The sequence below is a fragment of the Gammaproteobacteria bacterium genome, from assembly GCA_016705365.1.
Lineage (GTDB): Bacteria > Pseudomonadota > Gammaproteobacteria > Pseudomonadales > UBA5518 > UBA5518.
On sequence record JADIYI010000008.1, the window covers coordinates 257406 to 276219 of the forward strand.

Genomic DNA, 18814 nt, shown 5'->3' on the forward strand with positions numbered 1-18814 from the left:
CATCTCACAGCACCAGGTAGCCGCCGTCGGTCACCAGCGTGGAGCCCGTGGTGTAGCTGGACATATCGCTCGCCAGATACATCACCGAACCGATGATTTCATCTGTCTCCGCGACGCGTTTCTGCAGCGTTTTCGCAATGGAACCTTCCATGAAACCGGGCAGGACCTTGGCCGAATTGTCGAACATGTCCGAGTGGAAGCTGCCCGGAGCAAGGGCGTTGACCCGAATACCCATAGCAGCCCATTCCGCCGCCATGACACTGGTGAGCGCGTGCAACGCCGCCTTGGTGGCAGCGTAGAAACCCTGGTAAGGCGACGGCTTCAGCGCACTCACCGAAAGCACGTTGATGATCGAGCCTCCGCCATGCGCCGCCATGCGCGGCGCTGCGCGCGAAGCGAGGTACCACGGACCCTTGGTGTTGACCTCGAACACCTTCTGGAACAGTTCCGGCGTGTGCTCGGAGAGCCCCGCGGTCACCGGGTTGGTGCCGGCGTTGTTGATCAGGATGTCCAGCCTGCCAAAGCGCTGGTAGGTCGCCTCCAGCAGCGCATCGAGGCTTTCCATCTGTCCGGCGTGGGCCGCGACGGGCAGCGCCTGGCGCCCCAGCGCACGCACTTCCTCCGCCACCGCCTCACAGCCCGCCAGCTTGCGGCTGGCGATCACCACATCGGCGCCGGCGCGTGCCAGGCCGAGCACCATCGCCCGCCCCAGGCCCCGGCTGCCGCCGGTGACCAGTGCCACCTTGCCTTCCAGATTCACTTGATACACCGTATTCACCTCCCATGTTGAATCGAATTGGGTCCGCTCAGGCCTGCGCCAGCCCGCGCTCGGCGACAGCAGCACCTACTTTCTCCTCTCGGCGCGGATCCCGCGCGTCGACGACCACCGCGTCGATCACTGAATCGCAGCCGCGAATCGAACCTGCCTTCAACCCAGCTCCACCTCGACCTGATGCGCGCGGCGGTCGTCCACGAGACGGAACCGCCCTCTGCCGGGCCCTTCGACGCCGGCGCCGTTGATCTCGGTTCCATCCAGCACCAGGCGGATCACTCGCGCAGGTGTTGTGCCGTCGCACCTCACGGTGATCTGGTAGTACGTCTCCCGGTAGCGATAGCGGATCGTGTATGTATCCCAGTGCGCCGGGATGCACGGCGCAATCCGCAGGTAGTCAACTTCCAGCTGCAGGCCCAGCAGAGTCTCCACGATCAGCCGGTACATCCAGCCCGCGGCACCGGTGTACCAGGTCCAGCCGCCGCGGCCGGCGTGCGGCGAGCGCGCGTAGACATCCGCGCTCATGACGTAGGGCTCGACCTTGTAGCACTCGATCGCATCCGGCGTACTGCCGTGATTGACGGGATTGAGCATGCCAACCAGTTCCCACGCGCGCTCCCGGTCACCCCGCATGGCAAAGGCCATTGTCGCCCAGATCGCCGCATGGGTGTATTGGCCGCCGTTCTCGCGGACGCCGGGTACATAGCCCCTGATGTAACCGGGTTGCATTTCCGATCGATCGAACGGCGGGTCGAGCAGCTTGATCAGTTGCGCATCGCGCCGCACGAGACGATCGTCCACCGCCGCCATCGCCTGGCCGGCACGCACGGGATCTCCGCCGCCGGAGATGACCGCCCAACTCTGGCTGATCGAGTCGATCTGGCACTCATCGTTGACGGACGATCCGAGCGGAGTCCCGTCATCGAACCAGGCGCGCCGATACCAGGCGCCGTCCCAGGCGTGGGTCTCGATGTTGGCGCGCAGCCGCGCCGCCTCGCCGCTGTACAGCTCGGCAACGTCCTGGTCCTCGCGCTCACGCGCCAGCCCCGCGAACGATACGAGGTTCTCGTACAGGAACCATGCCAGCCACACGCTCTCGCCCCTGCCGTCGCGCCCCACCAGGTTCATGCCGTCGTTCCAGTCGCCGCAGCCCATCAGCGGCAGATCGTGCGCGCCAAAGCGCAGGCCACGCCTGATGGCACGCACACAGTGCTCGTAGAGGCTGGCGGCCTCGGGCGAACGTTGGGGCTGGTCGTAATACGACTCCTCATGCGGATTCAGCTCGCGACCCTCCAGGAAATGGATTGTCTCGTCGAGCACGCCAATATCACCGGTTGCCCGCACATAGTGACAGGCTGCGTACGGCAGCCAGAGGTAGTCGTCGGAAAAATGCGTGCGCACACCCTGGCCATTTGGCGGATGCCACCAGTGCTGCACATCACCCTGGAGGAACTGGCGCTCGGCGCAGCGGATCAGCTGCTCGCGTGCGAGCCAGGGCATGGTATGGATCAGCGCCATGGTGTCCTGCAGTTGGTCACGGAAACCGTAGGCGCCGCCGGACTGGTAATAGCCGCTGCGGCCCCACACCCTGCTGGACAGCGTCTGGTAGACCAGCCAGCCGTTGGCCAGCATATCGAGTGCGGGGTCCGGCGTCGTCACGTTCACCGCCCCGAGGGCGCGGTTCCAGTGCTCCCACACCGCCTCCAGCGCCTGCCGCGAACCCACGCGTCCACCAAATCGGGCGACGAAATGCCGCGCCTCCTCCGCATCTGCGCCAGCGCCGAAAACGAACACGATCTCGCGTGCCTGGCCCGCGGCGAGATCGATCCGGGCCTGTATTGCCGCACACGGATCGAAGCCGGCACCTGTCCTGCCCGACAGGCGCTTGGAGCGCATCGCGGCCGGACTCGCCAGCGAACCGTTGCGCCCGATGAACTCGGTGCGGTTGCCGCTGACGGACCGATCCGGTTCGTTGACGTGCGCAAAGACCACCCGGTTGGCGCATTCTCGGCCGTAGGCATTGCGGGCAAAGAGCGCACCGCTGTGCGGATCGGTTTCCGTCACCACGTGCATCAGGTTGGTATGTCGCCACTCGCCGAGCACCAGTTCCCAGTATCCGGTCAAGGACAGGCTGCGGGTGCGTTTCGAGGCGTTGCGCAGCTTGATCACCACAAACTTGACCGGCGCATCCATTGCGACGTAGGTGAACAGTTCGGAGTCAATGCCTGCTTCGTAGTGCTCGAACGCGCTGTATCCGAATCCATGCCGGCACACATAACCGGAGCGCCCGCGCGCGGGCAGCGGTGTCGGCGACCAGAATGCCCCCGAATCCTCGTCGCGGATGTAGAACGCCTCGCCACTGGTATCACTCAGAGGATCGTTGTGCCAGGTGGTGAGCCGGAACTCGTGGGCATTGCCAGCCCAGGTGTACGCACCGCCGCTCTCGCTGACGACCGTACCGATGAGCGGGCTGGCAATCACGTTGACCCAGGGCGCCGGCGTATCCTGCCCGGGTTCGAGGGTGATGACATACTCGCGCCCGTCAGGCGTGAAGCCGCCAAGTCCATTGCTGAAAATTCGCTCGCGGGCAGGCAGCTGATACACCGGTTCGGCCAACGCTTCCTGCGGGGGCTCCAGGCGGTCGGACAGCCGCGCGCCCTGACGCCTGCGATCGAGCAGTTCGGCCAGCGTTTTGACCGTATCGCTGAAAACGATGCGCGCGACGGTCTGCAGCAGAACCCGCTCGTCCTCGGAGAGTTCCTCGGCACGGCGCACGAATACTCCGCCCGGCTTGTCGAGAAGCTGCGCTTCGGGGCCCGTATTGATCAACCCCATGATCTGATCATGCAGCAGCGCCCGATAGCCGGAGAAATCCTCGTTTACGATCACCAGGTCCGTTGTCAGGCCTTTCCTGCGCCAATAGGCGTGCGCCTGGAGCGCCTGCCTGACCACGCCGATGCGATCGAGGTCGCCGATGTGCAGCAGCATGATCGGCAAATCGCCCGAAATGGCAAACCGCCAGAGCCCGGATTGCCCCCGCTGGTTACGGGCAATGATGCCGGGCGCGGCACGGCGCAGGTCGTTGCCGTAAATCATTGAGGACGCCAGCTGCCCATAGACCTGCGCATCGGCCTCGGTCGCGCTGAGGTGGCGCAGCACCTCCTGGCTTTGAAACCACGCCATCTCGAAAGCGCGCTCGACGAAATGCCGGTCGCAGTACTTGTCGATCAAGGCAAGTGCGGCCTCGCGCGTCTCCGCGACACCCGAGATAATCTGTACCGTAACCGCCTCGTCGGGCGCCAGGCTCAGGGTACGGCGGATCGCCACAATGGGATCGAGCACCGCGCCCGCGGTGTTCGACAGGGCCTCGGGGCCATCGTCGTCCAGCACCTCCGGATTCGCTGCCGTCCGCCCACGCCCGATGAATCGGGCGCGGTCGGTCTCGTATGTCGGTTCGTCGACAACGGCACCGGGTGCCGCAAACAGGTGAAACATCCAGGGTGTCCGCTCGCCCGGCGTCCGCGGTCGCCGGGTGCAGAGGATCGCATGACGCTCCTGCAGGATTTCGGTTTGCACGAACAAATTGCTGAAAGAACGATGCGCCAGGTCGGCATTCAATGGCGCCAGCACAACCTCCGCGTAACTCGTCACCTCGATGCGACGAGTACGTGATGAGTGGTTGACGAGCGTTACCCGGCGGATCTCGACGTCGTCCTCCGGTGACACGCTGATCTCGGTGTGCGCCTCTATCGCCTGGTCACGACGCCGGTATTCGGCCCGCGCCTGAACGAAGATCGCCTCGTAATGATCGGCGCGGCGCATCGTCGGCTGATATGCAGTGGACCAATAGTGTCCGCTGTCGCGGTCGCGCAGGTAAATGAATGTGCCCCAGCAGTCGCGCGTGGCATCCTCCCGCCAGCGGGTGACCGCGAGTTCGTGCCACCGGCTGTAACTGCCGCCCGCATGGGTCGCCATGACGTGGTAGCGCCCGTTGGACAGCAGGTGAACCTGTGGTATGGCCGTGTTGACGTCGGTGAACACGCGCATTATCGCGCCGATTTCCGCGGCGGCTGGATGAGCAGCGGCGCTCACCTCGGCCGCGTGCGGGTGCAGCGTCGCACCCTTCTTCGGCACCCGCTCCTGCAGCAGCAATTCCGTTGCGCGTACCAGCGGATCGGACATGAACCGGCGCTGCATCGGCTGTTGCAGCAACACGTGCGCAAAAGCGAGGAGACTCATCCCCTGGTGATGCGCCATGAATGCGCGTACGACGGCGTGATTCTTGCCCCTCGGCACGCGTGTCGGGGTGTAGTCGATCGCTTCGTAGAAGCCACAAGCGCCGAGGAACCCCTGTTCAGCCAGTGTTTGCAGATTCCGGCAGGCCTCCCTCGGCATCACCATCAGCGCCAGTGCGCTGGCGTAGGGCGCGATGACGAGGTCGTCGCCAAGCCCGCGCTTGAAACCGAGCCCGGGGACTCCGAACGCCCGGTACTGATAGACGTGTTGCACATCGGTGGCGTTGTAGCAGGACTCCGAAATCCCCCATGGCACGGCACGTTGCCGGCCGTATTCGATCTGGCGTGACACGGCGGCCCTGCAACTCTGGTCGAGCAGGGTATTCTCGTAACCCGGCATGAGCAGCAGCGGCATGAGATACTCGAACATCGACCCGCTCCAGGAGATCAGGCTCAACTCACCGCCATGGCTGGTCAGCAGGCGGCCCAGCGCGAACCAGTGCTTCTGCGGCAGCTGTCCCTGAGCGATGAGAAGAAAACTGGCCAGGCGTGCCTCGGAGGCCAGAAGATCGTAGCAGGCCGGGTCACGGCGCCGTTCGTCCACGTCGTAGCCAATGCTCAGCAAGCCACTCGCGCCGTCGTAGAGAAACTCGCAATCCATCTCCGCCAGCGCACTGCATCGATTGATCAGTTCTTCGATTGCTCCGATTCGCTCCACGGCGCCCGGATAATGCGCCAGTGCTGCCCCGGACGCTGCCTGCGCCTGCGTCCCCACTGGCGGGGTACTCAGCTCCGCCAGCGTGGGGATGCCAACGAAGCGCTCCGGATCGTGGACCAGGAACCCGAGTTCGTCGCGAAGCGCGCGGCATTGGCCGTCAAAGGCCTGCGCCCAGTAATACAGTTCGCCGTCGATGTCGATATCCGCGGGCAGCCACGCGATCAGCCCCTTGCCCGCATCGTGGATTGCGTCGAGCACGCTGGTGGCTGCCGCCAGAGACGGCACACCCGCCACGGTCTGGGGCGGCGTGAATGGACGAAGGGTGTCCTGCAGCGCCCGTATTTTCCCGGCAAGCTCCGGGGCCGGTAACCCGGGCACATGCTCGGACAACACCTGCAGTGTGTCCTGCAGACCCTGAAAAGCGTTGGCTGACAACACGGGCTGGTCTTTCAGTTCGGCCAGTCCCGCCTGCAAGGTGAGCAGGCTGCCGGCCAGGTTGCCGCTGTCCACCGACGAGACGTATCGCGGGTGGAGCGGTTGCAGCGTACGCGTGTCGTACCAGTTGTAGAAATGACCGCGGTGGCGTTCCAGCTTGTCCATCGTCGCGAGAGTATTGGCGGCGCGCCGCAGGAATTCTCCGGCAGGGATATAGCCAAAATCGTGCGCGGCAAGGTCTGCCAGCAGCGACATGCCCATATTGGTAGGCGAAGTGCGCGACGCGATGGCGGGTGCGGGATACTCCTGATAGTTGTCGGGTGGAAGCCAGTTATCCGTCGGACCGACGAAGTCCGCGAAGTAGCGCCAGGTCCGCCGGGCCGCCGAACGCAGAAACGCCTGCTGTTTCACGCTCAGCTCGGGATCGGGCGTCACAAGCGGCCGGCTGATCCACCAGCCCGCAACCGGAGATGCCAGCCAGAGGAGCAGCAGCGGCGCACCGAGGACGAGCGACTCCGCCGAGCCGGCGGCATTCGCTCGCCATACCAATGCCAGCCCCAGCGCGGCAGCTACAGCGGGCCCGGCCCACATCTCGGCAAAGAATCCGGCCAGGGTGCGACGCTCGTTGCGGCGCGCATAGGACGGCAGTTGCCAGAGCAACAATCCGCGTTGCGTGAACAGCATACGCACACCCGAGCGCAGGATTGCATCCGTACAAATCAGCGCGTCATAAGGCAACAGGACCAGGCTCAGCACTGCAAGCACTATCGGCCGGAGCACGGACCCTCCTGTCAGGCCCGCGTGCACCAGCCAGTTGCGCTGCGCGGGCTTGCGGAGGAGTTCGATCACGGCAGACAGCAGCGGCGGCACGCACACCACCGCGGCGACCACGAGAAGCCAGAACCACGCCGGCCCCGGACCGAACAACCATCCGCCTGCCAGCATGGCGAGCAGCGATAACGATACGAGACTGCGTCGGAGGTTGTCGAGAATCTTCCACCGCGACAGCCACGAGAGAGGATTGGGTTGACGCCTGGTCGTGGTGCCACCTGAGCCTGCCGCTCCAGGCACACTCGGCAGGAGCCACCCGGCAATCTGCCAGTCACCGCGTATCCACCGGTGACGCCGGCTGGCCTCGACGATGTAACTGCCGGGATGCTCCTCGATGAGGTCGACATCGCTCACCAGGGCCGAGCGCGCATACCCGCTTTCCAGCAGGTCGTGACTCAGAATGAGATCTTCCGGAAACCGACCATCCACGGCCTGGCGAAACGCATCAACGTCATAGATGCCCTTGCCGATGAACGAGCCCTCCCCGAAAGCATCCTGGTAGACATCCGAGACCTCGCGGGTATACGGATCGATACCCGAGTCACCGGCGAACAGCCGGGTGAATCGTGACTGGCGCGCGCTGCTGAAGCCGATCGAGGCGCGGGGCTGCAGGATTGCGTAGCCGTCGACAATGCGCCCTTTGGCGGCATCGAAGACCGGCCGGTTGAGCGGGTGCGCGAGGTTGCCGATCAGCGTGCGCGCGGCGTCACGCGGCAGTTGGGTGTCGGTATCGAGAGTTATCACGTAGCGGATGGAACCGAGAATGGAGACATCACCGATGATGTCCGAGAAGGCGGTTTGCGCACCGCCCCTCAGGCGGGAGTTGAATTGTTCCAGCTTGCCACGCTTGCGCTCGTAACCCATCCAGACCCGCTCGACGGGATTCCACAGGCGCGGACGGTGAAACAGGTAGAAAATGCACGGGCGGTCCTCGCAATAAGTCGCGTTGAGCGCCTCGACTGCGGACCGTGCATGAGCAAGCAACGCCTCGTCGCCCGGTTGTGTCTGCTCGGGCGCGTCGCGAAAATCCGTCAGTAACGCAAAGTACAGGTTGGGATCGCGATTGCCGAGATAGCGGATCTCCAGGGCTTCGAGGAGATCATCGATATCCTGCAGCGTGCCCAGCAAGGTCGGTACGACCACCATGGTGCGGTGCCCATCCGGAATCCCCCTGGAAAAATCGAGACGCGGCAACGCACGCGGTGGCAGCAGCAGCGTGACGACCCGGTTGACCAGCGCGACCGCCAGCGCCGAGGTGCCGACAGCTCCAGTGAGCGCGAAGAACCAGGCCCGCCAGTCACCTGGCGTGAGGCCGCCGAACGAGAACAGCACGACGGCGGTCGCCAGCGCCGTGAGCAACAGGATGGGGCCGAGGTACAGAAACAACCGGATGTGCCGGCTCGCCAATTCGAACCGCGCTTTCCACGACAGACGGCAACTGACGGCACGCTCCAGTTCCTGCCGTCCGCGATCAATCAGGTAATACCCGACGTGCGCGCTGCGATCGCCGGTTCCTCGCAGCTCAGCCGCCGACTGCGCGAGAACGATGGCCTCGCGTGCCACGCCGATTTCACTGCAAGCACAGCCTCGCGCCAGGTCCTCGACCGCATGCCGGCAGCGGTCGCGAGTGGCGAAATCCTGGCGGGCGTGCATCGCCACCGGGTCCTCACGCAAGGTCTGTTCGACGACGCTCAGCGACTCGACGTAATTGCGCCAGTCCATGTTGCCGATGAAACGCAGACTGCCGATGCTGTTCGCGATGGATATCTGGTTGGTCGCGGCCGTTCGACCGGCCACTTCCGACAACTGGGCGGCGGTCACGCCCTGCTCCAGCAGCTTTTGCTCGACCCAGGTCTGGACGAACGCCATGGCGGCGCCCTGGGACTGGAGCCTGGCGTAGAACTCTTCCACGAACGGCGCGGTCAGCGGCACGTCGGCGTTGGCGAACGCGGCCAGCAACTGGATCAGTTGCTTGGGTTCGCGCTCGGCGGCCTCGAGCATGCGGTCCGCCCAGAGGATCGCCGCATCGCGTTCCTCGCGACGACGGGCTATGCGTACCGCGACGCGACGAAGATTCTCGAACAGCGCCAGCTGCAGCATGATCGGAAATGCCCACAACTCGCCCAGGAGCAGGGGATGGGCAGTCTGGTAGGCAGCGATGAATTGGGCGCAGTTGTCGCTACCGACACGTCCATCCGTGTGCGAGATCAACTCCAGCGCGAGATCGTAAATGCGCGGGAAACCCGCCGCCATGCCATCGGCGAGCCGCGGCAATTGACGGCTATAGCCGCGTGGCAGATGCCGCCGCGCCATTCCGATCTGTTGCTCGATCAGGTAGAAATTGTCGAGCAACCAGGCCTCGGCCGGTACCGGCCGTTGTCCCGGCGTCGCCGTCGCTGTGACAATATCGTACGCTGCCAACAGGACCTGTTCATTGTCATCCAGCCGCGGCAACAACCTGTCGGGGCCCGGACCCGGATCAATCCGGTGCTGGCCCGCCAGCGTCACGGCGTGACGCTTCAACTGCTCGATGCTGAGCAGCTCCGAACGCAGCAGTTCGGTGTCGTGGTCGCGCATCCGCGTACTGCGCGCGCGTGAAAAAAAACTGAAGACTCTGGAGACGATGACCCTGTCCTTGCCCTGGAGCGGGCTGGAAAGCAGCACTCACCTGAACGGCGGTGCCCTGCAAACACTTCTCACCGACCCCGAAGTTAGCGGGGGTCTGCCAGTATGCCCCAGGATGCCTCGCAAGGCTCGTCCTGTTGCTGGTATTACAGCCCGCGACTGCCCAGGCGACACGCCGCGTCATTCAGCCCGGCATTCTCGATCGCTACATCGGAAGGTTTGGCAGTGGCCATTGTTGGTCTATCCGCTAATGTCAGCGAATGTACCGACAGAGCGCCACCGATGTCCGGAAATGGCGCGGGACATTATGGGGAGGGTCATGGAGGTGATGGGAATGACTCGCGACATCCCTGTCGCTCGCCCTGGCGGGCGCCTGCGCTTCGCTCCGCCGTCCAAATCGGCAGTCCTGCCGATTTGTCGAACCCGTTGTGGGCACTCATCCTATCGCACACCCCAAACAAAGAAGGCCACTACAAGTGGCCTTCTTTGTTTGGAGCGGGTGATGGGAATCGAACCCACGCTAGCAGCTTGGGAAGCTGCAGTTCTACCATTGAACTACACCCGCGTTTTACCTTATCAAAGATTCCCATCACTCGTGATGGGAATGACTCGCGACATCCGTGTCGCTCGCCCCTCCGGGGCGCCTACGCTTCGCTTCGGCGTCCAAATCGGCAGTCCTGCCGATTTGTCGAGCCCCACGCTAGCAGCTTGGGAAGCTGCAGTTCTGCCATTGAACTACACCCGCAGGATTTTCTGGTGCTGATGCATTCAGCCTGATCAGTACCGGAGCGATTCTACCCAGCCATGAAGCAGGATTTCAATCGCCCACGATCCAGGCGGACAATTGCGGCACATTTCCGAACAGCAGATTTCCCGTGCTTTTATGGCAGCGCGGCCTCGCGCCGACGCGTTGCCCAGGGATCGGGCCGGTTGTTCGAGCGCGGTTCGTGCTTCACCGATCAGCGTAGCTTCATCGTCCCGCCATCGGCCATGACTGTCTGGCCGGTCATGTACCGCGAGTCATCGGAGCACAGGAACGCGACGATCGGAGCGACATCCGTCTCGGGATCACCGAACCGGCCGAGCGGGACCCTCGCCGCGGATTCCGCAAACATCTCCGGGTAGCTCTGCTTCCAGCGGGCGACACCCTCGGTCATCGCTATCGGGCAGATCACGTTGACCCTGATCCCCTCAAGTGCCCACTCGTTCGCGACAACTCGGCTGAGGCCACGGATGGCCTCCTTCGCCGCCGCGTAGGAAGCCTGGGTCGGCTGGCCTTCGATTCCGGCTCCAGAGCCAAAGTTGACCACCGCCCCCCGCGACTTCTTCAACTCCGCGTAGGCCGCCAGCATGAAGTTCCGGGTGGCAAACAAACCGGTGTTGAATGAGAGCTCCCACATCTGCGGGGTATGCTCCAGAAACGTTCCCTGGCTGGAGGCGTGCGCGTTGTTGACCAGGGCATCGAGCTTGCCGAAGCGCCCGACGGCCCGCTCGACCGCCGCCTGCGCAACCGCGGGATTCGCAACGTCGCCAGTCATGAACGCCACGCTCTCACCCAGCTCGGAGGCGAGCGCCTCGCCGGCCTGCGTATCGAGGTCGACCGCTACAACTTTCGCGCCACGCTTGACGAACGCTCGCGTGACCGCACCACCGATCCCGGATGCGCCACCTGTGACGATGACCACCTTTCCCTCGAGGTTGCGGACCGGTTGTGTGCTCATGGGGTCTCCTTTTCGGCGGGTTGCAGTCGATATGCTATTACGAGGCAGGCGTGACCCAGCGCGCTTCCTGGCTGCGTTGGCGCGGTATCCATCGCCGCGATAGGCGCCGAATTTTATCCTGAGCACCGCGAAGCGGGCTTTCAGTGGCGCTCGGTGTAGGCCGGCGACGGGGCATCGGCGGTGATCGGCAGATCGCGCAGATAGAGCTCCGGGCTGGCATCGAGAGCGCGCGCGTACTCGTGACCGGAATACACCGCGTGCACCAGCGCACCGGCCGCGTGCGCGTCACCGATTCGATCCACCGATTTGATCCCCGCGCCAGCCCAGTCAGCGCTGCGCTCGCGCATCGCGTGGTACAGCGCATCATTCGGCAGGCGCAGGCCGACGATCACCACCGAGCGTACTGCGAGCGGGGTTTCATGGCGGGTGAAGATATTCTGCAGCAGTGCGGTAGTGCCATCGAAACCCGCCAGCAGACTCATGGTATCGACCGTCACGCCACGGCGGTGCAATGCCTGGTGCACGTAGGGCAACTCGTTGGTCATGATGGTCCACGCCGAGGCATGCCCGGCGGGCGTCGCGTAGCGAACCTCGCGGCCATTGGCCGCGAGATGCTCGGCGACCAGGCCGCCGAGATAGTAGTTGTCGAAGTCATAGACCAGCACGGGGCCTTGCGGGACCACGCCTGCCGCGAGATCGTCGGGCGTGAATACCTGCGGCCCCTCGAGCGTGCCGACCGGTATTTCCAGCGAGGAATAGAGCGAGCGGGTCCAGCGTGCACCGGTGGCGATCGCCACGCGTGAGGCGCCGAGTTCGAGGATGTCATCGACCCCGAGATCGCTCTCGGCGTAGAGATTCACGTTCGCCATGCGCTGCAGGGCGTAGAGACGATAATCGCGCACCCGCCCCCAGGCACCGAGACCCGGCAGGGTGGTCTCGAAACGCAGGCGGCCCCCGAAGGCGCTGTGCTTTTCCGCCACCGTGACCTGGTAGCCGCGGCGCGCGGCGATCAATGCCGCCTCGAGTCCTGCCGGCCCGCCACCGACCACCAGGATCCGGTCATTGCTCGCCGCCGGTGCGAACCGTTCCGGATGCCAGCCGCGCCGCCATTCCTCGCCGGCCGTGGCGTTCTGGGTGCAACGCACCGGCACCCCGTCGTGCCAGCTCGATATGCAGATATTGCAGCCGATGCACTCGCGGATCTCGTCCTCGCGCCCGCTGCGGATCTTCGCCGGCAGGAAGGGGTCGGCAATCGAGGCCCGCGCACCGCCGATCAGGTCGAGAATGCCGCGGCGGATCTGCGACACCATGGTATCGGGCGAGGTGAAGCGCCCCACACCCACGACGGGCTTGGTGGTCAGTTTGCGCACGAACTCGATGACCGGTTCGTGCGCGCCTTCGGGACGAAAACGCGAAGCGCCGCAATCGGTGGGGCTGGAATCCATTTTCACATCCCACAGATCGGGCACGTCGCTGAGCAGCGTGACCACCTCGTGGGCCTGCGAGGCATGGTTGTCGCTGGCTTTCGCGCGCAATTCCTCGAGCGAAATGCGCAACGCCACCGCACAGGTATCCCCCACCGCATCCCGCGTCGCCTCGAGCATTTCGCGTACGAAGCGCACCCGGTTGGCAACGCTGCCACCATAGGCATCGGTGCGCTGGTTGTATTCGGGCAGCAGGAATTCATAGCCGAGATAGCCCATGCCGGCATAGACATAGACGATGTCGAAACCGGCTTGGCGCGCGCGTTTTGCCGCCGCGACCTGCCAGCGGATCACATCACGGATATCGCCCGCATCCATGATGCGCGGACGCAGGTTGCCCATGAATCCCACGTGGGTCGCGGCCCACGGAATACCCGAGGGCGAATAGGGCGCGATGCGCGAACTGCGGTTCATTACCGACGCGCCGCCATGCCAGAGTTCGATCGCGGCGAGTGCGCCGTGTGCGTGTACCGCCTCGGTCATCAGCGCGTGCGAACGCACATCGTTCTCGTCCCACAGGCGCGCGAACGGCAGCGGGCTGTCATCCGAGGAGGGATGAATCGAGGCAGCCCCCGTGGTGACCACGCCCCAGCCGCCCTCGGCCTTGGTGGCGCGAAACGCGGCGCGCACCCGCGGGTTGGCCTCGGTCATGCCACTCGCGTGGGGTACCTGGTAGAAGCGGTTGGGCGCGGTTACCGGTCCGATTTTCACCGGCTCGAAAAGTATCGAGTAGTTCGGGTTGCAGTCCATGGCGCGCAATTTCCCCTGCCGAGCTTTTTCAGGCACTGCGCGCAAAGCGCCGGTACCCGCCTCCAGTCAATCCATCCACCCAGGCTTCGCAGATCTGCACACCCTGTTGCGGGCTGAAGGTGTTCGGATCGAGCCCGTATTCCAGCCATAAACCGTCGAGCAGTGCACTGAGCGCGATGGCAGCGAGATCGCTGTCGAAACGGCGCCAGCGATTCTCGCGCGCGAGTTGCATCAGGGTCTGCGAGATCGTGGCCCGATACTCCGCGTAGGATTGGTCGTGGGCTCGGCTGATGGTGTCGGCACTCTTTACCGCGACCCAGAACGCGAGCCACGCATCGAGCAACCGGGGGTTGAGCAGTTCTTCCGAAAACGAGCCGCTGAAGAACGCCGACAATCGCGAGCGCGCATCCGGGGCGGCGCCGTCGATGGCCGCGCGCAGCTGCTCGGTGAGGCGGCGCGTGATCGCGAGATAGGCCTCCGCAACCAGCTCGTCCTTGCTCGCGTAATGATGGTTGATGAGTCCCACGGATACGCCCGCCTCGGCACAGATCCGGCGGATCGACGCGCCCTGGAAACCGAAGCGTTGCAGGCAAACCAGCGTCGCCTCCACCAGGCGTGCCTTGCGCACGGCAGGATCGAGGCGCTCGAATCGTGCTTGCGTGCTCATGTCTCTCCCGTTGTCGCGCGCCGCCGGCAGGAAATCATTGATCGTAGGCGTAGGAGGAATTCGCGAGATTCTCGAAGCGGGTGAATTCCTTGATGAAGGCGAGACGCACGGTGCCGATCGGTCCGTTACGCTGCTTGCCGATGATGATCTCTGCCACGCCCTTGTCGGGGGTATCCTCGTGGTAGACCTCGTCACGGTAGATGAACGCTATCACGTCGGCATCCTGTTCGATCGAACCCGATTCGCGCAGGTCCGACATCACCGGACGCTTGTTGGGGCGCTGCTCGAGGGCGCGATTCAGCTGCGACAGCGCAACCATCGGGCAATTGAACTCCTTGGCGATCGCTTTCAGGGTCCGCGAGATTTCGGAAACTTCGTTGACGCGGCCCTCCTTGGAGCCCGGCACCTGCATCAACTGCAGATAATCGACCATGATCAACGCCAGATCACCGTGTTCGCGCTTCAGCCGGCGCGCCCGCGAGCGCAGCTCGCCCGGCGACAGCGCCGCCGTGTCGTCGATGAACAGGGGACGGTCCTTCAGGGTGCTGACCGCCGCGGTCAGACGTGGCCAGTCTTCCTGCAGCAATTGACCGTTGCGCAGCCGGTGCTGATCGATGCGCCCGATCGAGGACAGCATGCGGATGATCAGTGATTCGGCGGGCATTTCCATGCTGAACACCAGTACCGGCCGGTCCTGTTTCAGCACCGCGTTCTCGACCAGGTTCATCGCAAACGCGGTCTTGCCCATCGAGGGGCGGCCGGCAACGATCACCAGGTCCGCGCGCTGCAGACCGGAGGTGCGATCATCGAGATCGATGAAGCCGGTACTCTGCCCGGTGATCTTGCTTTTGGAATCGTAGAGTTCGTCGATGCGATCGACCGCCCGGCGCAACAATTCGTTCACCGCTTCCGGCCCGCCGCGCTGCACGCGGTTCTCGCCGATCTCCATGATGCGCCGCTCGGCTTCCTCGAGCAGCTCGGCGCCGGTGCGCCCCTCGGGGTTGAAGTTGAGGGTGCTGATCTCGGTGGCCGCCGCGATCAGCTGGCGCATCGTGGAGCGCTCGCGAACGATCAGCGCGTAGGCCTGCACATTGGCCGCACTCGGGGTATTGCGCACCAGGTCACCGAGATAGGGGAGCCCCCCGACGCTGTCGAGCTCGTCCTTGCCGTTCAGATATTCGGAAAGGGTGATGACATCGAAGGGATGGCTGGCGGCAGCAAGCGCCGCCAGCGCCGCAAAAATCAGCCGGTGTTCGTGGCGGTAGAAATCCGCCTCTGTGACCAGCTCCATCACCCGGTCCCATGCCTCGTTGGACAACATGAGTCCGCCGAGCAGCGATTGCTCGGCCTCGATGGAATGTGGCGGAACCTTCAGGCTGCTGACATCCAGCGACAGGCCAGGGCTCTTTGCCTGCTGGGTCAGTGGATCAGCCATTGCACGCGCCGGGCAGGGTGGGAGAGCGATGTTCCCACCATGCAAATTTGACTGTCAACCTCGGCCGCACGTGGCGGCTGAAAGCCGCCACCCGAAACCTCAGCCCGGGACCACGGAAACCGTGATGGTCTGCGTGATATCCGAATGCAGATGCAGAGCGATCTCGAAGTCACCGATGGTGCGGATCACGCCATTTGGCATGCGCACTTCACTCTTGCTGACCGCATTTCCGGCCGCAGTAATGGCATCGGCGATATCGCGCGTGCCCACCGAACCGAACAGCTTGCCCTCGTCACCGGCATTGGCGGCGATCGTTATCCTGAGCCCCGCGAGCTTTTCGGCACGTGCCTGCGCCTCGGCCGTGCGCTCCGCGGCGACCTTCTCGAGCTCGGCACGCTGCGCCTCGAAACGCGCCACGTTTTCGGCCGTAGCCGAAACCGCCTTGCCGTAGGGGACCAGGAAGTTGCGGCCGAAGCCGCTTTTCACTTTCACCTTGTCGCCAAGGTTGCCGAGCCCACCTACCTTTTCAAGCAGAATGACGTCCATTGCTATCGTCCTCTCCAGGTTCCCGTTTCCGGGTGTCAGTTCAACCGCCGGGCGGCTTGAGCCAGCGTCGGCGAAAATCCAGCCAGCCGTCCATCGCGGCCAGCACCACCAGAAACTGCTTTATCGGCGGCAGCAACAACAATACCGCGTAAAACAGCCCCAACCAGCCGCCCCAACCGCGCGCGGTCAGCATGGCATGCGTCAACGCCAGGCCCGCAAACAGCATCGGCACCAGCGGCAGCCAGGCCCACAACCGGAATGCAGGGCCCATCGCCAGCAACGACGCGGCCACCAGCATCAGGCCCACCACTTGCACCGGGCTCAGCCGCAGCGCGTGAAACTCGAGGCGAAAACCGCCCGCGTTATACAGTTGCGCCTGCCACCAGCGGGCGATGATCAGGCAGATCACCAGCGTCACGCTGTGCACCAGGCCAAACATGCCGGCAATATCCACCGCTGCGGGCGGCATCAGCACCGGTGCGCCATTTTCCGCGGCAGGCACTGGCATGCTCTGGAACACCTGCGCAAACAGCGTCTCGACCCCGGCCAGGTAATTGCTGCCGACGGTATGGAGTCCGGCGCTCAGCAGTAAGCCCATCGCAGCGGCGGCGCACAGCGCCAGGTTCCATGAGCCCGTGCTGCGCAACAGCCACGCCACGGCGGTTACACTCAGCAATCCCGCGGCCGGCATGATTTCGCCGTAATACGCCACGAGCAATCCGGGCACCAGCGCGGCAAGCATGATGTTCAGCCCGTCACGCAAACCACGCCGCAGGACCACCAGGCCAACCACCGCCGCGCTGACCCAGGAAAACATCGGTATGGCAGCAGTAATCACCGCGACGAGCAGGGCTTGCCTGCGCCCGCGCATCACGTATTCAGCAACGCCGCGCATCCTGTCCTACCTCTGCCCGCCCGAACAGCGGGCAACCATCAGCGGTGCTGGTCCGTGTAGGGCAGCAGCGCGAGGAAACGGGCGCGCTTGATCGCGGTGGACAGCTGGCGCTGATAATGTGCCTTGGTGCCCGTGATCCGGCTCGGCACGATGGTACCGGTCTCGTTCACATACTCGCGCAGCACATCGAGATCCTTGTAATCGATCTCCTTGACGCCTTCGGCGGTGAAACGGCAAAACTTGCGGCGACGGAAATAGCGTGCCATCGTCCTTACTCCTCGATTCAACAGATTCCTGGGTCCGGAAAACGGAAAGCCGCCTAGTCGGCGCTCTCGTTCTCGGTCTCTTCCTCGGACGACTCCTCGCTGCGATCCGGACGCGGACGACGGCCCTCGCGCGAATCGTCACGGCCACGACGGTCACGCCCTTCGCGCTCCACGCGCATGATCGGCGATTCCTCGGTAATTGCCTCGTCACGGCGCAGGATCAGGTGGCGCAGGATCGCGTCGTTGTAGCGGAACGTCGTTTCGAGCTCCTGCATCACGGCGTCGGAGGCCTCGACGTTCATCAGAACGTAGTGCGCCTTGTGGACCTTGTTGATCAGGTGGGCAAGCTGGCGGCGCCCCCAGTCTTCGAGCCGGTGGATCTTTCCGCCGTCTTTCTGCACGGCCTGGGTATATCTTTCGATCATGCCCGGCACTTGTTCGCTCTGGTCCGGATGGACCAGGAACACGACTTCATAATGTCTCATTGTCGCTCCTCGTGGATTGAGCAGCCTTCCGCACGGGCGGTAAGGCAAGGAGTTTCCCCCGGCAGCTGGCGCGAGGGAGGGCGGATTCTAGAGAAGAGCACCGCCCGGCGCAATCGCAAGCGCGGTATTTGTGCAGAATTTGCCCCGCGCTCACCGCCGGACGCGGGTTTTGCCTGCCGACAGCGCCCGCGTGCCTCTATTTGTTGCTGCGCCGCTGGCGAAACGTCTCATAGAGAAACACCCCGGTCGCCACCGACACATTGAGGCTGCTGACCTCGCCGGCCATTGGAATCGAGGCCAGGTAATCGCAATGCTCGCGCGTCAGGCGGCGCATCCCGGCCCCTTCGGCGCCCATCACCAGCGCGACCGGCCCGCGCAGATCCACCTGGCTGATGTCCTGTTCCGCGTCCCCGGCGGCCCCCACGATCCACACGCCGGCTTGCTGCAGGGCACGCAAGGTGCGCGCAAGATTGGTGACGCTCACCAGCGGCACGACCTCCGCGGCGCCCGAGGCCACCTTGCGGGCGGTGGCGTTCAGCGGCGCGGCATTGTCACGCGGCACGATCAGCGCATGGGCGCCAAACGCATCGGCCGAGCGCAGGCAGGCGCCGAGGTTGTGGGGGTCGGTGACGCCATCGAGCACCAGCAGCAGCGCCGGCCCCTCGAGCCCGGTGAGCAGTTGATCGAACAGGAAGGCCTCGCCCAGCGCCTGGGCAGCCCTGACTTCGGCGATCACACCCTGGTGCACCGCGCCCGGTGCCCGGCGGTCCAGCTCCTCGCGGCTTTGCTCGCGCACACTCACACCGTGGCGCGCGGCGGAATCGAGCAGTTCCTGCAGGCGTCGATCACGCCGCCCGCCCAGCACGAACAGCGTCTGAACGCGCTCCGGTGCCCGCTTGAGCAGCGCACCTACCGGGTGCAGCCCGTGAACGCTTTGCTCTTCCGTCAC

At 64.4% G+C, this 18814-nt stretch carries 11 protein-coding genes and 1 tRNA gene; all 12 read right to left on the bottom strand.

The window, feature by feature from the left end; all coding sequences use genetic code 11:
• Positions 1-4: 4 nt before the first annotated feature.
• Positions 5-769, bottom strand: a complete 765-nt coding sequence (locus IPF49_08665; GenBank protein ID MBK6287683.1) for a glucose 1-dehydrogenase — start codon at positions 767-769, stop codon at positions 5-7.
• A gap of 159 nt (positions 770-928) precedes the next feature.
• Positions 929-9547 (bottom strand): cyclic beta 1-2 glucan synthetase, encoded by an 8619-nt coding sequence (locus IPF49_08670; protein MBK6287684.1) that lies wholly within the window; start codon positions 9545-9547, stop codon positions 929-931.
• A gap of 560 nt (positions 9548-10107) precedes the next feature.
• Positions 10108-10181, bottom strand: a tRNA-Gly gene (locus IPF49_08675).
• A 394-nt stretch (positions 10182-10575) separates the two neighbouring features.
• Entirely contained in the window at positions 10576-11337 is a 762-nt protein-coding gene (locus IPF49_08680) for an SDR family oxidoreductase (GenBank protein MBK6287685.1), read from the bottom strand.
• Positions 11338-11477: 140 nt separating this feature from the next.
• A complete protein-coding gene (locus IPF49_08685) occupies positions 11478-13571 on the bottom strand; it encodes an NAD(P)-binding protein (GenBank protein MBK6287686.1) in 2094 nt (697 codons plus the stop codon).
• Positions 13572-13599: 28 nt separating this feature from the next.
• Positions 13600-14238, bottom strand: a complete 639-nt coding sequence (locus IPF49_08690) for a TetR family transcriptional regulator C-terminal domain-containing protein (GenBank protein ID MBK6287687.1) — start codon at positions 14236-14238, stop codon at positions 13600-13602.
• 34 nt (positions 14239-14272) lie between these two features.
• Positions 14273-15673 carry a replicative DNA helicase gene (dnaB, locus tag IPF49_08695; protein ID MBK6287688.1) on the bottom strand — a complete coding sequence of 467 codons (1401 nt, stop codon included), beginning with the start codon at positions 15671-15673 and terminating at the stop codon, positions 14273-14275.
• 99 nt (positions 15674-15772) lie between these two features.
• Positions 15773-16219 carry a 50S ribosomal protein L9 gene (gene rplI, locus IPF49_08700; protein ID MBK6287689.1) on the bottom strand — a complete coding sequence of 149 codons (447 nt, stop codon included), beginning with the start codon at positions 16217-16219 and terminating at the stop codon, positions 15773-15775.
• 40 nt (positions 16220-16259) lie between these two features.
• Positions 16260-17114 carry a hypothetical protein gene (locus IPF49_08705; protein MBK6287690.1) on the bottom strand — a complete coding sequence of 285 codons (855 nt, stop codon included), beginning with the start codon at positions 17112-17114 and terminating at the stop codon, positions 16260-16262.
• A gap of 38 nt (positions 17115-17152) precedes the next feature.
• Positions 17153-17380 (bottom strand): 30S ribosomal protein S18, encoded by a 228-nt coding sequence (locus tag IPF49_08710; protein MBK6287691.1) that lies wholly within the window; start codon positions 17378-17380, stop codon positions 17153-17155.
• A 53-nt stretch (positions 17381-17433) separates the two neighbouring features.
• Positions 17434-17865, bottom strand: a complete 432-nt coding sequence (gene rpsF, locus IPF49_08715; GenBank protein ID MBK6287692.1) for a 30S ribosomal protein S6 — start codon at positions 17863-17865, stop codon at positions 17434-17436.
• Positions 17866-18061: 196 nt separating this feature from the next.
• Positions 18062-18814 (bottom strand): 23S rRNA (guanosine(2251)-2'-O)-methyltransferase RlmB, encoded by a 753-nt coding sequence (rlmB, locus tag IPF49_08720; GenBank protein ID MBK6287693.1) that lies wholly within the window; start codon positions 18812-18814, stop codon positions 18062-18064.

What these genes read in the sequence shown, in the direction of transcription:
- IPF49_08680 (MBK6287685.1), bottom strand. Translation starts at nt 11,337, where the DNA reads ATGAGCACACAACCGGTCCGCAACCTCGAGGGAAAGGTGGTCATCGTC.
- IPF49_08685 (MBK6287686.1), bottom strand. Translation starts at nt 13,571, where the DNA reads ATGGACTGCAACCCGAACTACTCGATACTTTTCGAGCCGGTGAAAATC.
- IPF49_08690 (MBK6287687.1), bottom strand. Translation starts at nt 14,238, where the DNA reads ATGAGCACGCAAGCACGATTCGAGCGCCTCGATCCTGCCGTGCGCAAG.
- dnaB (MBK6287688.1), bottom strand. Translation starts at nt 15,673, where the DNA reads ATGGCTGATCCACTGACCCAGCAGGCAAAGAGCCCTGGCCTGTCGCTG.
- rplI (MBK6287689.1), bottom strand. Translation starts at nt 16,219, where the DNA reads ATGGACGTCATTCTGCTTGAAAAGGTAGGTGGGCTCGGCAACCTTGGC.
- IPF49_08705 (MBK6287690.1), bottom strand. Translation starts at nt 17,114, where the DNA reads ATGCGCGGCGTTGCTGAATACGTGATGCGCGGGCGCAGGCAAGCCCTG.
- IPF49_08710 (MBK6287691.1), bottom strand. Translation starts at nt 17,380, where the DNA reads ATGGCACGCTATTTCCGTCGCCGCAAGTTTTGCCGTTTCACCGCCGAA.
- rpsF (MBK6287692.1), bottom strand. Translation starts at nt 17,865, where the DNA reads ATGAGACATTATGAAGTCGTGTTCCTGGTCCATCCGGACCAGAGCGAA.